The organism is Luteibacter sp. UNCMF331Sha3.1, from assembly GCF_900109915.1.
Classification (GTDB): Bacteria; Pseudomonadota; Gammaproteobacteria; order Xanthomonadales; family Rhodanobacteraceae; genus Luteibacter.
Genome location: NZ_FOBU01000002.1, coordinates 782627 through 796842, shown reverse-complemented (window position 1 = coordinate 796842; position 14216 = coordinate 782627). Strand labels below are relative to the sequence as shown.

General features: G+C 68.8%; 13 protein-coding genes. 6 read left to right on the top strand and 7 right to left on the bottom strand.

What is annotated here, in order from left to right; translation table 11 throughout:
* The first annotated feature begins 89 nt into the window (after window positions 1-89).
* The 6 genes from ppk1 (at window position 90) to BMX32_RS11910 (ending at window position 6912) form a co-directional block, all read left to right on the top strand.
* Entirely contained in the window at window positions 90-2162 is a 2073-nt protein-coding gene (gene ppk1 / locus BMX32_RS11935; RefSeq protein ID WP_343123855.1) for a polyphosphate kinase 1, read from the top strand.
* Entirely contained in the window at window positions 2159-3304 is a 1146-nt protein-coding gene (locus tag BMX32_RS11930) for an MGDG synthase family glycosyltransferase (protein ID WP_089979172.1), read from the top strand. The genes ppk1 and BMX32_RS11930 overlap by 4 nt, the downstream gene beginning before the upstream one ends.
* Window positions 3301-3849 (top strand): hypothetical protein, encoded by a 549-nt coding sequence (locus BMX32_RS11925; protein WP_211664212.1) that lies wholly within the window; start codon window positions 3301-3303, stop codon window positions 3847-3849. The genes BMX32_RS11930 and BMX32_RS11925 overlap by 4 nt, the downstream gene beginning before the upstream one ends.
* A gap of 20 nt (window positions 3850-3869) precedes the next feature.
* Entirely contained in the window at window positions 3870-5387 is a 1518-nt protein-coding gene (locus BMX32_RS11920) for a Ppx/GppA phosphatase family protein (RefSeq protein WP_089979170.1), read from the top strand.
* A 65-nt stretch (window positions 5388-5452) separates the two neighbouring features.
* Entirely contained in the window at window positions 5453-6187 is a 735-nt protein-coding gene (locus tag BMX32_RS11915) for a peptidylprolyl isomerase (RefSeq protein WP_089979168.1), read from the top strand.
* Window positions 6184-6912, top strand: a complete 729-nt coding sequence (locus BMX32_RS11910; protein ID WP_089979166.1) for a UDP-2,3-diacylglucosamine diphosphatase — start codon at window positions 6184-6186, stop codon at window positions 6910-6912. Before BMX32_RS11915 ends, BMX32_RS11910 begins: the two co-directional genes overlap by 4 nt.
* Window positions 6913-6960: 48 nt before the next feature.
* Here the strand turns inward: BMX32_RS11910 and BMX32_RS11905 are convergent, their stop codons facing one another.
* The 7 genes from BMX32_RS11905 to BMX32_RS11875 form a co-directional block, all read right to left on the bottom strand.
* A complete protein-coding gene (locus BMX32_RS11905) occupies window positions 6961-7761 on the bottom strand; it encodes a ferritin-like domain-containing protein (RefSeq protein ID WP_089979164.1) in 801 nt (266 codons plus the stop codon).
* A gap of 91 nt (window positions 7762-7852) precedes the next feature.
* Complete coding sequence (gene purF / locus BMX32_RS11900) at window positions 7853-9331, bottom strand: amidophosphoribosyltransferase (protein ID WP_089979162.1); 1479 nt, start codon at window positions 9329-9331, stop codon at window positions 7853-7855.
* A gap of 12 nt (window positions 9332-9343) precedes the next feature.
* A complete protein-coding gene (locus BMX32_RS11895) occupies window positions 9344-9979 on the bottom strand; it encodes a CvpA family protein (RefSeq protein WP_089979159.1) in 636 nt (211 codons plus the stop codon).
* A 36-nt stretch (window positions 9980-10015) separates the two neighbouring features.
* Window positions 10016-11050: an SPOR domain-containing protein gene (locus tag BMX32_RS11890; protein ID WP_089979157.1), complete on the bottom strand. Its 1035-nt coding sequence runs from the start codon at window positions 11048-11050 to the stop codon at window positions 10016-10018.
* An 88-nt stretch (window positions 11051-11138) separates the two neighbouring features.
* The gene (gene folC / locus BMX32_RS11885; RefSeq protein ID WP_089979155.1) at window positions 11139-12413 is read right to left on the bottom strand and encodes a bifunctional tetrahydrofolate synthase/dihydrofolate synthase; all 1275 of its coding nucleotides are present in this window, start codon (window positions 12411-12413) and stop codon (window positions 11139-11141) included.
* Window positions 12410-13036 carry an N-acetyltransferase gene (locus BMX32_RS11880; RefSeq protein ID WP_089979153.1) on the bottom strand — a complete coding sequence of 209 codons (627 nt, stop codon included), beginning with the start codon at window positions 13034-13036 and terminating at the stop codon, window positions 12410-12412. The genes folC and BMX32_RS11880 overlap by 4 nt, the downstream gene beginning before the upstream one ends.
* 694 nt (window positions 13037-13730) lie before the next feature.
* Window positions 13731-14153 (bottom strand): hypothetical protein, encoded by a 423-nt coding sequence (locus tag BMX32_RS11875; protein WP_089979150.1) that lies wholly within the window; start codon window positions 14151-14153, stop codon window positions 13731-13733.
* Window positions 14154-14216 lie beyond the last annotated feature (63 nt).

The following is a 14216-nucleotide window of genomic DNA, read 5'->3' as shown; positions in this document are numbered from 1 at the left end:
GGAGCACGCCGGGGCTTGCTGCGACGCCGCTTTCCGGCATGATCGCGGATGAGACACCATCGGCTGTCATGAACGACGTATCCGACCGAATGAGCGAAACCGACCTCGGCGCCCCCGAGCTGTACATCAATCGCGAGCTGGCGGCACTGGAATTCAACTTCCGGGTGCTCGCGCAGGCGCGCGATCCCGACGTGCCCGTGCTGGAGCGCCTGCGCTACCTCACCATCGTCAGCAACAACCTCGACGAATACTTCGAGGTGCGCGTCGCCGTGCTCAAGCACAAGCACGCCTTGGGTGCCGCGATCCCCGGCGCCGACGGCCTGTCGTCGAGCGAGATCCTCGCGCGCATCCGCGAACGCACGCTCGAGCTCGTCGACGAGCTGTTCACGATCTGGCGCGAGGAGCTGCTCCCCGCGCTGGACGCCGAGGGCATCCGGTTCCTCACGCGCGACCGGTGGAGCGACAGGCAGCGGCGCTGGCTGCTGGGGTATTTCCAGAACGAGATCATGCCGGTGCTGTCGCCGCTCGGCCTCGATCCGGCGCATCCGTTTCCGCGCATCCTCAACAAGACGCTGAACCTGGCCGTGGTGCTCAAGGGCCGCGACGCGTTCGGCCGCGAGGGCCACATGGCGCTGGTCCGCGCGCCCCGATCGCTCCCGCGCATCATCCACGTGCCGGCCGCGGTGTCCGACGGCGAAGGCGATTACGTCTTCCTCGCCGAAGTGCTCCAGGCGTTCGCCGACGAAATCTTTCCGGGCTTCCAGGTCTGCGCGGCCTATCAGTTCCGCGTCACGCGCAACAGCGAACTCGTGGTCGAAGAGGCCGAGGTGGAAAACCTCGCCCGCGCGCTGAGCGAGGAGCTGGCCGGCCGCGGCTACGCGCGCCCCGTGCGGCTGGAGGTGGGCGAAGACTGTCCGCGTGCGATCACCGAGATGCTGATCGAGAACTTCCAGCTCGAGGAAGCGGACGTCTACCGTTGCGACGGGCCGGTCAACATCATCCGCGCCGGCCTGATCTACGACCAGATCGATCGCCCCGAACTCAAGTTCCCGCGCTTCACGCCGCGCCTCCTGCCCGCCTTCGACAAGGGCATGAACGAATTCGACGTGCTGGGCGCGCGTGACGTCCTGCTCCACCATCCTTACGAATCGTTCGCGTCGGTGGTCGAACTGCTGCGGCGCGCGTCGCAGGATGCCGGCGTGCTGGCGATCAAGCAGACCCTCTACCGCGCCGGCAAGGATTCGCCACTGGTCGATCTGCTCGTGGATGCCGCACGCAACGGCAAGGACGTCACGGTGGTGATCGAACTGCGCGCGCGGTTCGACGAGGAGGCCAACATCGGTCTCGCCAACCGCCTGCAGGAGGCCGGCGTGCAGGTCGTCTACGGCGTGGTCGGCTACAAGACGCATGCCAAGATGCTGCTCATCGTGCGCCGCGAAGGCACCGGCCTGCGTCGCTACGTGCACCTGTCCACGGGCAATTACCACCAGGGCAACAGCCGCGGTTACACCGACATCGGCCTGATGACGGCGGACCCGGAGATCGGCGAAGACATCCACAAGGTGTTCCAGCAGCTTTCGGGACTCGGGCCCATGATCCAGCTGAAACGCCTGCTGCATTCGCCGTTCACGCTCTACAGCAGCGTGATGGCGAAGATCGAGCGCGAGATCGACCACGCGAAGAACGGGCGGCCGGGCCGCATCGTCGCGAAACTCAACGCGCTCAACGAAGCGCACGTGGTCGAAGCGCTCTACCGGGCGTCGATGGCCGGCGTGCAGATCGACCTCATCGTCCGCGGCGCGTGCACCCTGCGTCCCGGCGTGCCGGGCGTTTCGGACAACATCTGCGTGCGCTCGATCATCGGGCGCTTTCTCGAGCACAGCCGCGTGTACTGGTTCGGCAACGACGGCGCGCCGGAGCTCTACTGCGCCAGCGCCGACTGGATGGAACGCAACCTCATGCGCCGTATCGAGGTCGGCGTGCCGATCCTCGATCCCGACCTCGCCCGCCGCGTGTTCGACGAAACGCTGGACAACTACCTGCGCGACAACACGCAGGCGTGGCTGCTGGGCACCGACGGTCGGTACACGCGGAGCCATCCCGCCCGCGGCGAGGCGCCACACAGCGCCCAGCAGGCCCTCCTGGCGGCGTACAGCGGGTGACGAGGCGCATCCTTCTGCTGTCGGTATCCGCGGGCGCGGGGCACGTGCGTGCCGCGGAGGCGCTCGAGGCCACCGTTGCCGCGCTGGCGGCCGAAGGCCACGACGTCGAGGTGCGCCACCTCGATGTGATGGACTACGTACCGTCCAGTTTCCGGCGCATCTACGCCGACTTCTACCTGCGCCTGATCACGCGGCATCCGCAGCTGTGGGGCATGCTCTATCGCATCACCGACGACACGCGTCCCGATGCCGTCACCGAACGCATGCGCCGCACGATCGAGCGACTGCACACGCGTCGCCTGCGCACGGCGATCGCCGCGTTCGCACCCGATGCGATCGTCTGCACGCATTTCCTGCCCGCCGAGATGCTCGCGCGGCAGAAGCGCAAGGGACGGATCCCCGCGCCCGTGTGGCTGCAGGTCACGGACTTCGATCTTCATCGCATGTGGATCATTCCCGGCATGGCCGGTTACTTCGCCGCCAGCCCCGAAATCGCACGGCGCATGCACGCGGTCGGTCTGCCGGCGGATCGCGTGCACACGACGGGCATTCCCGTCATGCCCGCGTTCGCTCAGACCCACGACCGCCGCGCACTGGCCGCGAGCCTGGGCATCGACCCCGACCAGCCGACCTACCTGGTCATGGGGGGCGGTGCGGGCGTCGGCGCCCTCGACGAGCTCGCGGACGCGCTGCTGGCGACCGGCGAAGGCTTTCAGCTGGTGGTGCTCGCGGGACGCAATACGGCGATGCTGGAGCGGCTGCGCACCCTCGCCGCCACGCGGCATCCGGGTCGCCTGTTCCCGCAGGGTTTCACCCGTCACGTCGAACACCTGATGGCCTGCTGCGATCTCGCGGTAACGAAGCCCGGCGGGCTCACCACCTCCGAATGCCTCGCGATGGGCCTGCCGATGATCGTCAACGCACCCATTCCAGGGCAGGAAGAACGCAACGCCGACTACCTGCTCGAGCAGGGCGCGGCATGGAAGGCCATCGACGCGGTCGCCCTGGCATGGCGCATCGGCGCCCTGCGCGCCGAGCCCGATCGCCTCGCGGCGATGGCGGAGCGCGCCCGCGCGATCGGACGCCCCCACGCCGCGCGCGACGTGATCGCCACCGTGCTCGCGCACCTGGACACGGCATGAGCCATTCGCCGCGTCGTCGCGTCGCTTCCGTGGTGTCGACCTTCCTGTTCACGCTCCTGCTGGCCTTCCTCTTCGCCCACGTGGAAGTGGAGATCGAAGGCCCGCACGGCTGGGCGACCAGCCTGCCCACGTGGCGGATCGAAAATCACTGGCTGCTCGACCTGCTCTGGGGCGGTCGCGCCATGACGGGTTACCACGCATGGGTGTTTCCCTTCATCGCGCTGTTCTTCCATTTCCCGATGGTGTTCCGCGGCTTCTGGAGCTGGCGGGCGCAGGTGCGCGCGATCGCCTGCGTGATGCTGTTCTGGGTCGCCGAGGACGGCCTCTGGTTCGTGCTGAACCCCGCGTTCGGGCTCGCGCGCTTCGATCCGGTCGACGTGCCGTGGCACCGCCACTGGTGGGGCCCGGCGCCGGCCGACTACTGGGTGTTCGGCTTCCTCTGCCTCGTACTCTTCGTTCTCTCGGCGCTGCCCAAGGCGCGCCGTCCTGCTCACGAACCTCCGGTTGCACGCAAGCCCCGGGCGCATGCAAGAATTCCCCGATAGCCCGCTGCGGACATTTCCCCTTGGCACCGACAGCTAAATCGCAGATCAACGAAGGCGAGCTCCTGGCCGCCGTCGACCTCGGCTCCAACAGCTTCCACATGGTGGTGGCGCGCTACGAGCACGGCGAACCCCGCGTCATCGACCGCCTTCGCGACTCCGTGCGCATGGCTGTGGGCCTGCGCCCCGACGGCACGCTCGACGCGAGCCATCGCGCGGCCGCGCTGGCCAGTCTCGCGCGCTTCGGCCAGCGCATCGCCGGCATTCCGGCGCTGCACGTGCGCGCCGTGGCGACGAATACCGTGCGCCGCCTCGCCTCGCCGCACGCGTTCCTCTCCGCGGCGGAAGCCGCGCTCGGGCATCCCGTCGAAATCGTCTCGGGCCGCGAGGAAGGTCGACTGATCTTTCTCGGCGCCGCGCACGACCTGCCCGCCGCGCGCGACCACCGCCTCGTGATCGACATCGGCGGCGGCAGCACCGAATTCATCATCGGGCGGGGCACCGCGCCAGTGCTGACGGAGAGCGTGCAGGTCGGCTGCATCGCGTCGACGATGCGCTTCTTTCCGGGCGGCAAGATCACACGAAAGCGCTGGCAGCGGGCGCGCCGCGAGATCGGCGTGCTGCTCCAGCAATTTTCCGAGGACTACCGTGAAGCGGGCTGGGGCGACGCCTACGGCTCCTCCGGCACGGCAAAGGCCATCGGGTCGGTCGTGCGCGCGATGAAACTCTCCGAAGACGGCATCACACCGGAATCGCTCGCCGCGATCCGCGAAGCGCTGATCGAACAGGGCTCGTCCAGCACGCTGAAGCTGCCGGGCCTCGCCGACGATCGTGCCGAAGTCTTCGCCGGCGGCGTCGCTATCTTCGAGGCCGCCTTCGACGCGCTGGGCATCGACCGCCTGCGCGTGTCCGAAAGCTCCATGCGCGAAGGCCTGCTCTGGGACCTGATCGGCCGATCCGCCGGTACCGACCCGCGCATGGCCAGCATCGATTCGCTCGCGGCGCGTTACGGCGTCGATCGCGCACAGGCACGCCGTGTCGAAACCACGGCGCTCGCGCTCTTCGATCAGCTGGCCAAGGTCTGGAAGCTCGACGACGACGCGCGCGAGTGGCTCTCGTGGTCAGCCCGCGTGCATGAACTCGGGCTCGCCATCGCCCACAGCCAGCACCAGCGGCACGGCGCCTACATCCTCAAACATGCCGACATGGCCGGTTTCTCGCGTCAGGAGCAACAACTTCTCGCCGCGATCGTTGAATCGCACCGTCGCAAGCCCGAGAAATCGGTCATTACCGCGCTCCCGGTCCGTTATCGCGTGCTGGCGCGGCACATCACGGCGATCCTGCGTCTGGCCGTCCTGTTCCGCCGCGCGCGCCGCGCCGAGGCCCTGCCCCGCATCCGCGTCGTGGCGACGCGCCAGCGCCTGCGCATCTCGCTGCCAGCGGACTGGCTCGACCAGCATCCATTGACCGAAGCCGATCTCGAGCAGGAGCGCGAGCCGCTGGCGGAACTGGGGCTGGAGCTCGAGATCGTTACGGAATGACCGCGATCGGGCCCGCAAAGGGGGGTATCATGCCGAGAATGTTCCACCGTCACGACCGGTTACCCATGCTCAGAGCCCTACTCGCCAGCGCCCTTCTCGCCCTGCCTGCCGCCGCGATCGCGCAGCAGACGACCAAGCCGGCCGCGCCGGTGCCGGGTGCCGTGGAACACCCTCGCGTGCTCGTGCATACGACGCAGGGCGATTTCACGCTCGAACTGTTCCCCGAGAAGGCACCGAAGAGCGTCGCCAATTTTCTGCAGTACGTGCGCGACGGTTTCTACGACGGCACGGTGTTCCATCGCGTCGTCGACGGCTACATGATCCAGGGCGGTCTCTACAGTCGCGACCTCACCCAGCGCCGCACGCGCGCCGCCATTCCGAGCGAAGCCGACAACGGCCTCTCGAACCTGCGTGGGACCGTCGCCGTCGCACGTGGCACCGACGCGAACTCGGGTACCGCGCAGTTCTTCGTCAACCTCGTCGACAACCGCCGGCTCGACTACGTCAGCAACCAGAGCGGCATGACCTGGGGCTTCACCGTGTTCGGCAAGGTGGTGTCCGGCATGGACACGGTCGACAAGATCGCGAAGCTGCCCACGCGGCCGCAGGGGCCGTTCGTCGGCGACGTGCCGAACCCGCTCGTGGTCATCGACGCCGCCAGCGTGATCGGCGAAGAAAAAGCCGCGCCCGCGGCCAGCGCGACCTCCGCCGCGCCGCCGAAACCCGCGACCAACGCCCCGGCGAAACCGACGCCGAAGAAAGTCGAAAAGAAATCCGCCACCCCGTCGACGCCCGCATGACCACGCTGTTCATCGCGGACCTGCATCTCGACGACGCCCGGCCCGACATCACCGCCCTCTTCGAACGCTTTCTCGCCTCCGACGAAGCGCGGTCCGCGAGCGCGTTCTATATCCTCGGCGACCTGGTCGAGGCATGGATCGGCGACGACGACGACGCCGAGCTACCCCGCCGCATCGCCCAGGCCACGCGCGGACTGCGCGAAGCCGGTGTACCGGTGTATTTCATGGTCGGCAATCGCGACTTCCTGCTGGGCAACGATTTCGCCGACCGCGCGGGCATGACGCTGCTCGACGACGGCACCGTGCACACCATCGAGGGTGTACCCACGCTGCTGATGCACGGCGACGTGCTCTGCACGGACGACGCCGAGTACCAGGCGGTCCGCGCGCAGGTGCGTACCGATGCATGGAAGCAGCAGATCCTGTCGATGCCGCTCGAGGCACGCCGTGCGTTCGCCGCGAAAGCCCGCAGCGACAGCAAATCGCGCACGGGACGCATCGACGAAACGATCATGGACGTCAACCAGGGCGCAGTGGAAGCCGCGATGCGCGGTGCGGGCGTCACGCGCCTCGTCCACGGCCACACGCATCGTCCCGCCGTGCACGACTTCGCGCTCGACGGCGCGCCGGCCCAGCGCATCGTGCTGGGCGACTGGTACGACCATGGCTCGGTGCTGCGCATCGATGGCGAGTCGACCGGGCTGCGTGGGCTGACGCTGAGCTAGTCAGATGGGAGCCAGCCCACCACGGCCCACATCGAAGCGACGTGCGAATCAGCCCAGCGTCTGCAGCCAGGCGAGTTCCGTTTCGGAGAAGCCTGCATCCCGCCGCGCATCCAGATTGAATGGCCCGCGCAGCGAACCGTTCATGTAATCGGCCAGCAGCTGCGCGAACGTCGCCTCGGGCTCGATGCCGTCGCGTGCGCAGCACCAGTGGAACCAGCGGGTGCCCGCGGCCACGTGCGCGACTTCCTCGCGCAGGATCACCTCGAGGATCGCCACGGTGCGATCGTCGCCCTGGCGACGCAGTCGCTCCATCATCCCGGGCGTCACATCGAGCCCACGCGCTTCGAGCACGCGCGGCACGAGGGCCATGCGCGCCGTGTCGCTATGCGCCGTCTTTTCGGCCATCTCCCACAGCCCGTTGTGCGCGTCGAAGTCGCCGTAGGCGTGACCAAGTTCGGCCAGCCGTGCGGAAAGCATGCTGAAGTGCCGCGCCTCGTCGTTCGCGCACGACGCCCAGTCGACGTAGTACGCGTCGGGCTTGCCGCGGAAACGATAGATCGCATCCCAGGCGAGATCGATCGCATTGAACTCGATGTGGGCGATGGCGTGGACGAGGGCGGCGCGCCCCACATCCGTGCCCAGACCGCGTTGCGCGAGTTCACGCGCCGGTACGAGGCGCGGTAGCGCCGGGCGGCCCGGCGGACCAATGGGAACGGGTGCCGGCGAGGCGGCGTCCGCCGCGAGCGTGCCCGCTTGCAACGCAGCCCATGTCTCGAAGCTGAGACGCACCTTATCGGCCGGATCGGTCGCTTCGAGGCAGCGGCGGGCGGCGACGTGGAGATCGTTCATGGCGTTAAAGACCACGTGTGGGAAGCGCGCTGGCGCGCGAACGGGCGTTGCGGCAAGCACCATTCGCGCCAGCGCGCTCCTACGAGCGTCGTCAGGCGCTGCGGCGCTCGTTCTTCGCGGCGTCGGAGCGCAGGGCTTCCTGCTGCTCCAGGAAGCCCGCCGAAACGCCCGTCACGTATTCGCCCGAGAAGCACGAGGTATCGAACTGCTTGAGATCTTCGTTACCGTCGGTGACCGCCCAGACCAGATCGTCGAGATCCTGATAGATCAGCCAGTCGGCGCCCAGTGCCTTCTCGACCTCGTCGACCGTGCGGCCCGCGGCGATCAGCTCCGACGCGGCCGGCATGTCGATGCCGTAGATGTTCGGATAGCGCACGGGCGGCGCGGCGGACGCGAAGTAGACGTTCTTCGCCCCGGCGTCGCGCGCCATCTGGATGATCTGCTTCGAGGTGGTGCCGCGGACGATGGAATCGTCCACCAGCAGCACATTCTTCTTGCGGAATTCGAGGTCGATCGCGTTGAGCTTGCGGCGCACCGATTTCACGCGCTCGCCCTGTCCCGGCATGATGAACGTACGGCCGATGTAGCGGTTCTTCACCAGTCCCTCGCGCATCGGTACGCCCAGCGCCTGCGCCAGCGAGCTGGCCGCCGTACGCGACGTATCGGGAATGGGGATCACCGCGTCGATGCCGTGGTCCGGACCACGCTCGCGCAGGATCTTCTCGGCGAGCTTCTCGCCCATGCGCAGGCGCGCCTTGTAGACCGAGACGTCTTCGATCATCGAATCGGGCCGTGCGAGGTACACGTACTCGAAGATGCACGGTGCGTGCACCGCGCCCTCGGCGCAGCGCTGCGCGTGCAGCTGACCGCCCTCGGTGATGATCACGGCCTCGCCCGGCGCGATGTCGCGCACGCGGCGGAAACCGAGGACGTCGAGCGCCACGGACTCGGAAGCGACCGCGTACTCGCGGCCCTGGGCGGTCTCACGTTCGCCCAGCACCAGCGGACGGATGCCGTTGGGATCGCGGAACGCGATCAGGCCATAGCCCAGCACCAGCGCGATGCAGGCATAACCGCCACGCGCGCGCGAATGGACGCGGGAGATCGCCTTGAAGACGTGCTCAGGCGTCAGGTCGGCGCGGTCGTCGACCTGCAGTTCGTGCGCGAGCACGTTCAGCAGCACTTCGGAGTCGGAGTCGGTGTCGATGTGGCGACGGTCGTCCTCGAACATCTCCTTGCGCAGGGCCTCGGTGTTGACGAGATTGCCGTTGTGCGCGAACGCGATGCCGTAGGGGGAGTTGACGTAGAACGGCTGGGCTTCGTCCGTGCCTTCCGACCCCGCGGTCGGATAGCGGCAATGCCCGATGCCGATGCGGCCGCGCAGCTTGCTCACGCCTGCCGAATTGAAGACGTCGCGAACCAGGCCGTTGCCCTTGTGCAGGCGCAGGCGGGCGCCATCCACGGTGGCGATGCCGGCGGCATCCTGCCCGCGATGTTGCAGGACGGTCAGGCCGTCATACAGGGCCGATGCCACTTCCGTGGTACCGACGATGCCGATGATTCCGCACATGGGTCTTGCCTTCTACTTGGGAGCCGCCGTGGACGTGGCGGCAGGGTGAGCGTTCGGATCCTGCACGGGCCGCGAGGGTGTCGCGAGGTCGCGCAGCTTCATCAATTCTTCCCGGCTCGGCAACTGCACGTCGGGCACTTTCATGTTCTTCAACGCTTCCGGCGGATGCATGTAGTCGCGCACGTTCGCCGGGATCTGCTGGCCCAGCCAGGCCGCCGGCGCCGCGAACTGCGGCAGCATCGTCGACTCGCGCCAGAGCGGCTGAGCCGGCAACGGCGTGAAACCCAGCATGAACACCACGGCGCTGACGATCAGTACACCGCGCGCCAGCCCGAACATCATGCCGAAGAGGCGATCCACGCCACCCAGCCCGGTGCCGGACACCAACCGGCCGATCAGGAACCGCACCATCGCACCCACCAACAGCACCACGACGAAACAGGTGCCATAACCGATGGCCATGCGCGCCGTGGGCAACGACACGCTGCCTTCGAGGTAGCTCGCCACCGTCGGGCCGAAGAGCCACGCCAGCCAGAACGCGGCGACCCAGATCACAAGCGAGAGCACCTCGGAAATGAGGCCTCGCACGAGGCCGATCAAGACCGAGAGGAACAGCACGGCGAGAATGACGTAATCGGCCCAGTTCACATGCTCTCCCTGGCTTGCGATGGCTTGGGTCGCGCCTTACGGCGCGGTCACGACGACGCCATCGAGGCCGACCTTGGCCTTGATCGTGTCCTTGAGACGTACCGCGTCGTCGCGCTGCGTCTGCGGCCCGGCGCGTACGCGCCAGAGCTTCGCGCCGCTGCTGGACGACATGCTGTCCACATAGCCGGGAAGGCCCGCGCCGCGAAGGCGATCGCGCAGGCGCGTCGCCTCGGCTTCGCTGGACACGGCGGCGACCTGCACGGCGAACCCGCCGGCGCGCGGCGCGGCGGCCGGCACGGCGGGCGCGGCCGCGGCGGGCGCCGTTGCCGTCGGACGGGCCGGCATCGGCACGTCGGCCGTCTGGGCCTCCGCCTTCGACGAAAGGGTGGCGGGCGCGCCGGGCACGGCGGCGGCGATCTTCAGACGCGCCGCCTCCGCGGCCGCACGCGTCTCGAACGGGCCCGCGCTGACGCGGGTCAGAGACTTGCCCGCTTGCGAGGTGGCGGCCGTGCTGACGGGGTAGCCCAGGGCCTTCACCTTCTGCACCAGAGCATCGGCCTTGGAGCGATCGGCATAGGCGCTCAGGTTCACGCTGAAGCTGCCGCGAGCCGCCGTGCCCGGGGGCAACGACGGCGTTTCCGGCGCAACGGCGGCCGGCTTGGGCGGCTTCGGCGCGGGCGTCGGCGCAGCGGCCGCCGGCCTGGTCGCGGCGGGCGCGTTCGCGAAATCTTCCGGCAGCGCGTCGGCGGGCTTGCGCGAGGCGATGTCGACGGAGGCCAGCTTGCTGCCGCCGCCCGGGGTCACCGTGGGCGCCGGCGCGGTGGCGGGCGCGACGGGTGTCGCGGCGGCCGGCGTGCCGGGCGCAGCCTGTGCGTCGGGCTGACGGGGCGGCGTGCCCGGCGGGGCCACATCGAGCGTACGCGTCTGCAGGTCGCGATCCGGCGCCGGCGGAATGGCGAGGCTGACGGTCTGGTCGGTGTCGGTCTTCGGCGGCGTGCTCGAGAACATCATCGGCACGAACAGGACGATGAGCGCGATCAGGACAGCGGCACCCAGCAGGCGTGTTTTCAAGGAAGGCTCCATAGGTCCGACGCAATACGGATCACCGCGATTATACCCGGCAACGGGGTCCGCCCGGCGGCCTCCGGCGCGTCAGCGTTCACATCGCCGTCGACAGGGCGGCACCCGCGACGAAGAACGAGCCGAAGAGAAGCACGGTGTCGTCGTCGCCCGCCTCGGTACGCGCCGCCGCCCAGGCCTCGGCCACGCTGCCGTACGTTGCGGACGCCGCGTCGGGCAGGACGCTCGCAAGCGTCTCGGCCAGCGCCCGTCCCGATAGCCCCCGCGGTGTGTCGCCATCGAGCCCCGCGAGGAACCAGCGGTCGATCCGGCGCCCCATCGCGGCGATGACGCCGGCCACGTCCTTGTCCGCCAGCGCCCCATAGACCGCGAAGACCCGGCCATCAACGGGCTCGGCGTCGAGCCACGCGGCCAGCGCGCGGGCGGCCTGCGGGTTGTGTCCTACATCGACGAGCGTCCGCGGACGTATCCCGATGCGCTGCAGGCGCCCGGCGACGCGCACCTGCGTCAGGGCGGCAGCCCATGCGGCGTGCGGTATCGAGACCCGCGCGCCAAGCGCATGGATCGCGGCGATCGCGGTGGCGGCGTTGGCCAGTTGCACCGGTGCATCGAGCGCCGGCGGTGGCAGGCCGAACGCCGTACCGTCGCGGTGCACCCAGCGCCAGCCGGGTTCGGCACCCGTCCGCGGCTCGGCCGCGAAATCCTTCCCTGCCCGGACGACGGTCGCCCCGATCGAACTCAGGGCCTCCAGCAACCCCACCGGCGGCTCGGGCTCGCCCACCACGACGGGGCGCCCCGGCCGCGCGATACCCGCCTTCTCGCGGCCGATCGCGTCCCGGTCGCTGCCCAGCCAGTCCTGGTGATCGAGGTCCACGGTCGTCACCACGGCGACATCCGCGTCCACGATGTTCACGGCATCGAGCCGGCCGCCAAGTCCGACCTCCAGGATCGCGATGTCGACCGACGCCCGCGCCATGAGGTCGATCGCCGCCAACGTGCCGAATTCGAAATAGGTCTGCGGCGTCGCCCCGCGCGCGGCCTCGATACGTTCGAACGACGCGATCAGGTCGGCGTCCGACGCGTCGTCGCCATCGATGCGGATGCGCTCGTTGTAACGCAGCAGATGCGGCGACGTGTAGCAGCCCGTGCGATAGCCGGCGGCGCGGAACATGCCCTCCAGAAGAGCGACGGTCGATCCCTTGCCATTCGTCCCGCCCACCGTGACGACGATCGGCGCGGGCCGAGGCGACCCCATCGCCTCCCAGACGCTCCGCACCCGATCGAGCCCGAGGGCGATGTCGCGCGGATGCGTGCGCTCCTGATACGAAAGCCACTCGGAAAGCGTACGGGTCATGCGGAAACCTCGGCGCGATCGAGTTCGCGCATCCAGACATCGAGAACGTGCGGCGTCGCGGCGGAATGGCCCGACTCCCTCCACGAAAGCGTGCATGCCATGCCATCGACCGGCGCGTACCGGCGTTTGCGCCAGAACGCGTCGTTGCCGCGGTAGTCCCTCGGCGCACGAGTATCGCTCTCGTCGCGACGCACGGAGCAGAACGCGGTCCAGCGAAACGCGCCCGTTACCCGGGCATGCGCCTCGCGCGCATCGAAGAATGCGTGACCGATACCCCGTCCGCGCCACGCCGGAAGCAACACCGACTCGCCGAAATAGAAAACGTCGTCCAGCGCGAATCCGTGTTCGAGAAACGACCGATGAAACGTATTGTCGTCGTCGACGAGCGGAATGCCGGTCGACGCACCCACGGCCATGCCGTCGTCGTCGCGCGCCACGACGCACACGCTGCGCGGCGATGCGGCGTAGGCGGCAAGGTACTCGCGCTCGTAATCGCGATCGCCCTCGTAGAGGTAGGGCCACTCGCGAAATACCGCGATGCGCAGGCTCGCAAGCTCGTCCACGACGCGCAGGATGTCCCGCCCGGTATGGGCTCGCACATCGATGCCGGAGATGGGGCGCATGGATCGGGCCGCGAGGGAAAAGCGGAAGCTTAAACGCTTCGGCGCTTTTTGGCTCGGCTTCGCCATCGCGCTTGCTCGCTGGCGTCGGGGCGCGGGAGCCGGGTCGAGGAGCCGAACGTCCCCTCACCGTCATCCCGGCGAACGCCGGGATCCACCGCGATGCGGTCGGCTCGGGCGACGGCGCGACATCGGCGCTTTGCCGACGCGCCGCAACGCACATCGATGCGGCGCCCACGCTCCGGCCCAGAACCGGGGCGGTGGGCACCGGCGTACGCCGGTGCGACGGGTCGCGGGGGACGGAACGCCAGGTTCCCCTCACCGTCATCCCGGTGAAAACCGGAATGCGCCGAATGCCGTCGGCACGAACGCGACTTGATGCAGCGGGTCGAGGAGTCGAACGCCCCCTCACCGTCATCCCGGCGAACGCCGGGATCCACCGCGATGCGGTCGGCTCGGGCGACGGCGCGACATCGGCGCTTTGCCGACGCGCCGCAACGCACATCGATGCGGCGCCCCCGCTCCGGCCCAGAACCGGGGCGGTGGGCACCGGCGTACGCCGGTGTGACGGGTCGCGTTTGCTCCACGCCTCCGCCACGGCCAAAGGCAGCGTCCCACGCAACGGCGCAGCCGAGCCCTCGTCCCGAAACGAAAAAGCCCGGCCGAAGCCGGGCTCTTCATCAGGCGTACCGACCGATCAATACCCGTCGTCACGCACGTAGCGCGTGCCGTACCCATCGTCCACGTATGTCGTGGTCGTGGTCACGCGGCGGGTCACCACCGGGGCATCGTCGTAGACGACCGTGGCCGGGCGGCTGTAGTACACCGGGCGATCGTAGACGACCGTGCGCGGCGCCGTGGCGTTCGCGACGAGCCCGACGACCGCGCCCGCGACGATCGCGCCGGCGATCCAGCGGCCCGCGTTGTCGTAGTGACCGCCGCGGTAGTAACCGCCGCGGTAACCACCGCCGTAATAGCCGTGGTAACCGCCGTGGTAACCGCCGTGGTAGCCGTAGCCGCCGCCGTAATAGCCATGGCCACGCGCGAATGCACCCGGAGCGAAGGCCATGAGGCCTGCAGCGGCGAGAGCGAGAGCCCGCTTGACGAACTTACCTTTCATGACAGTTACCTCCGGGTGTTGAGCGCAGATTCGCGCTCCGCCACTGAATCCGGACTGAAGTTT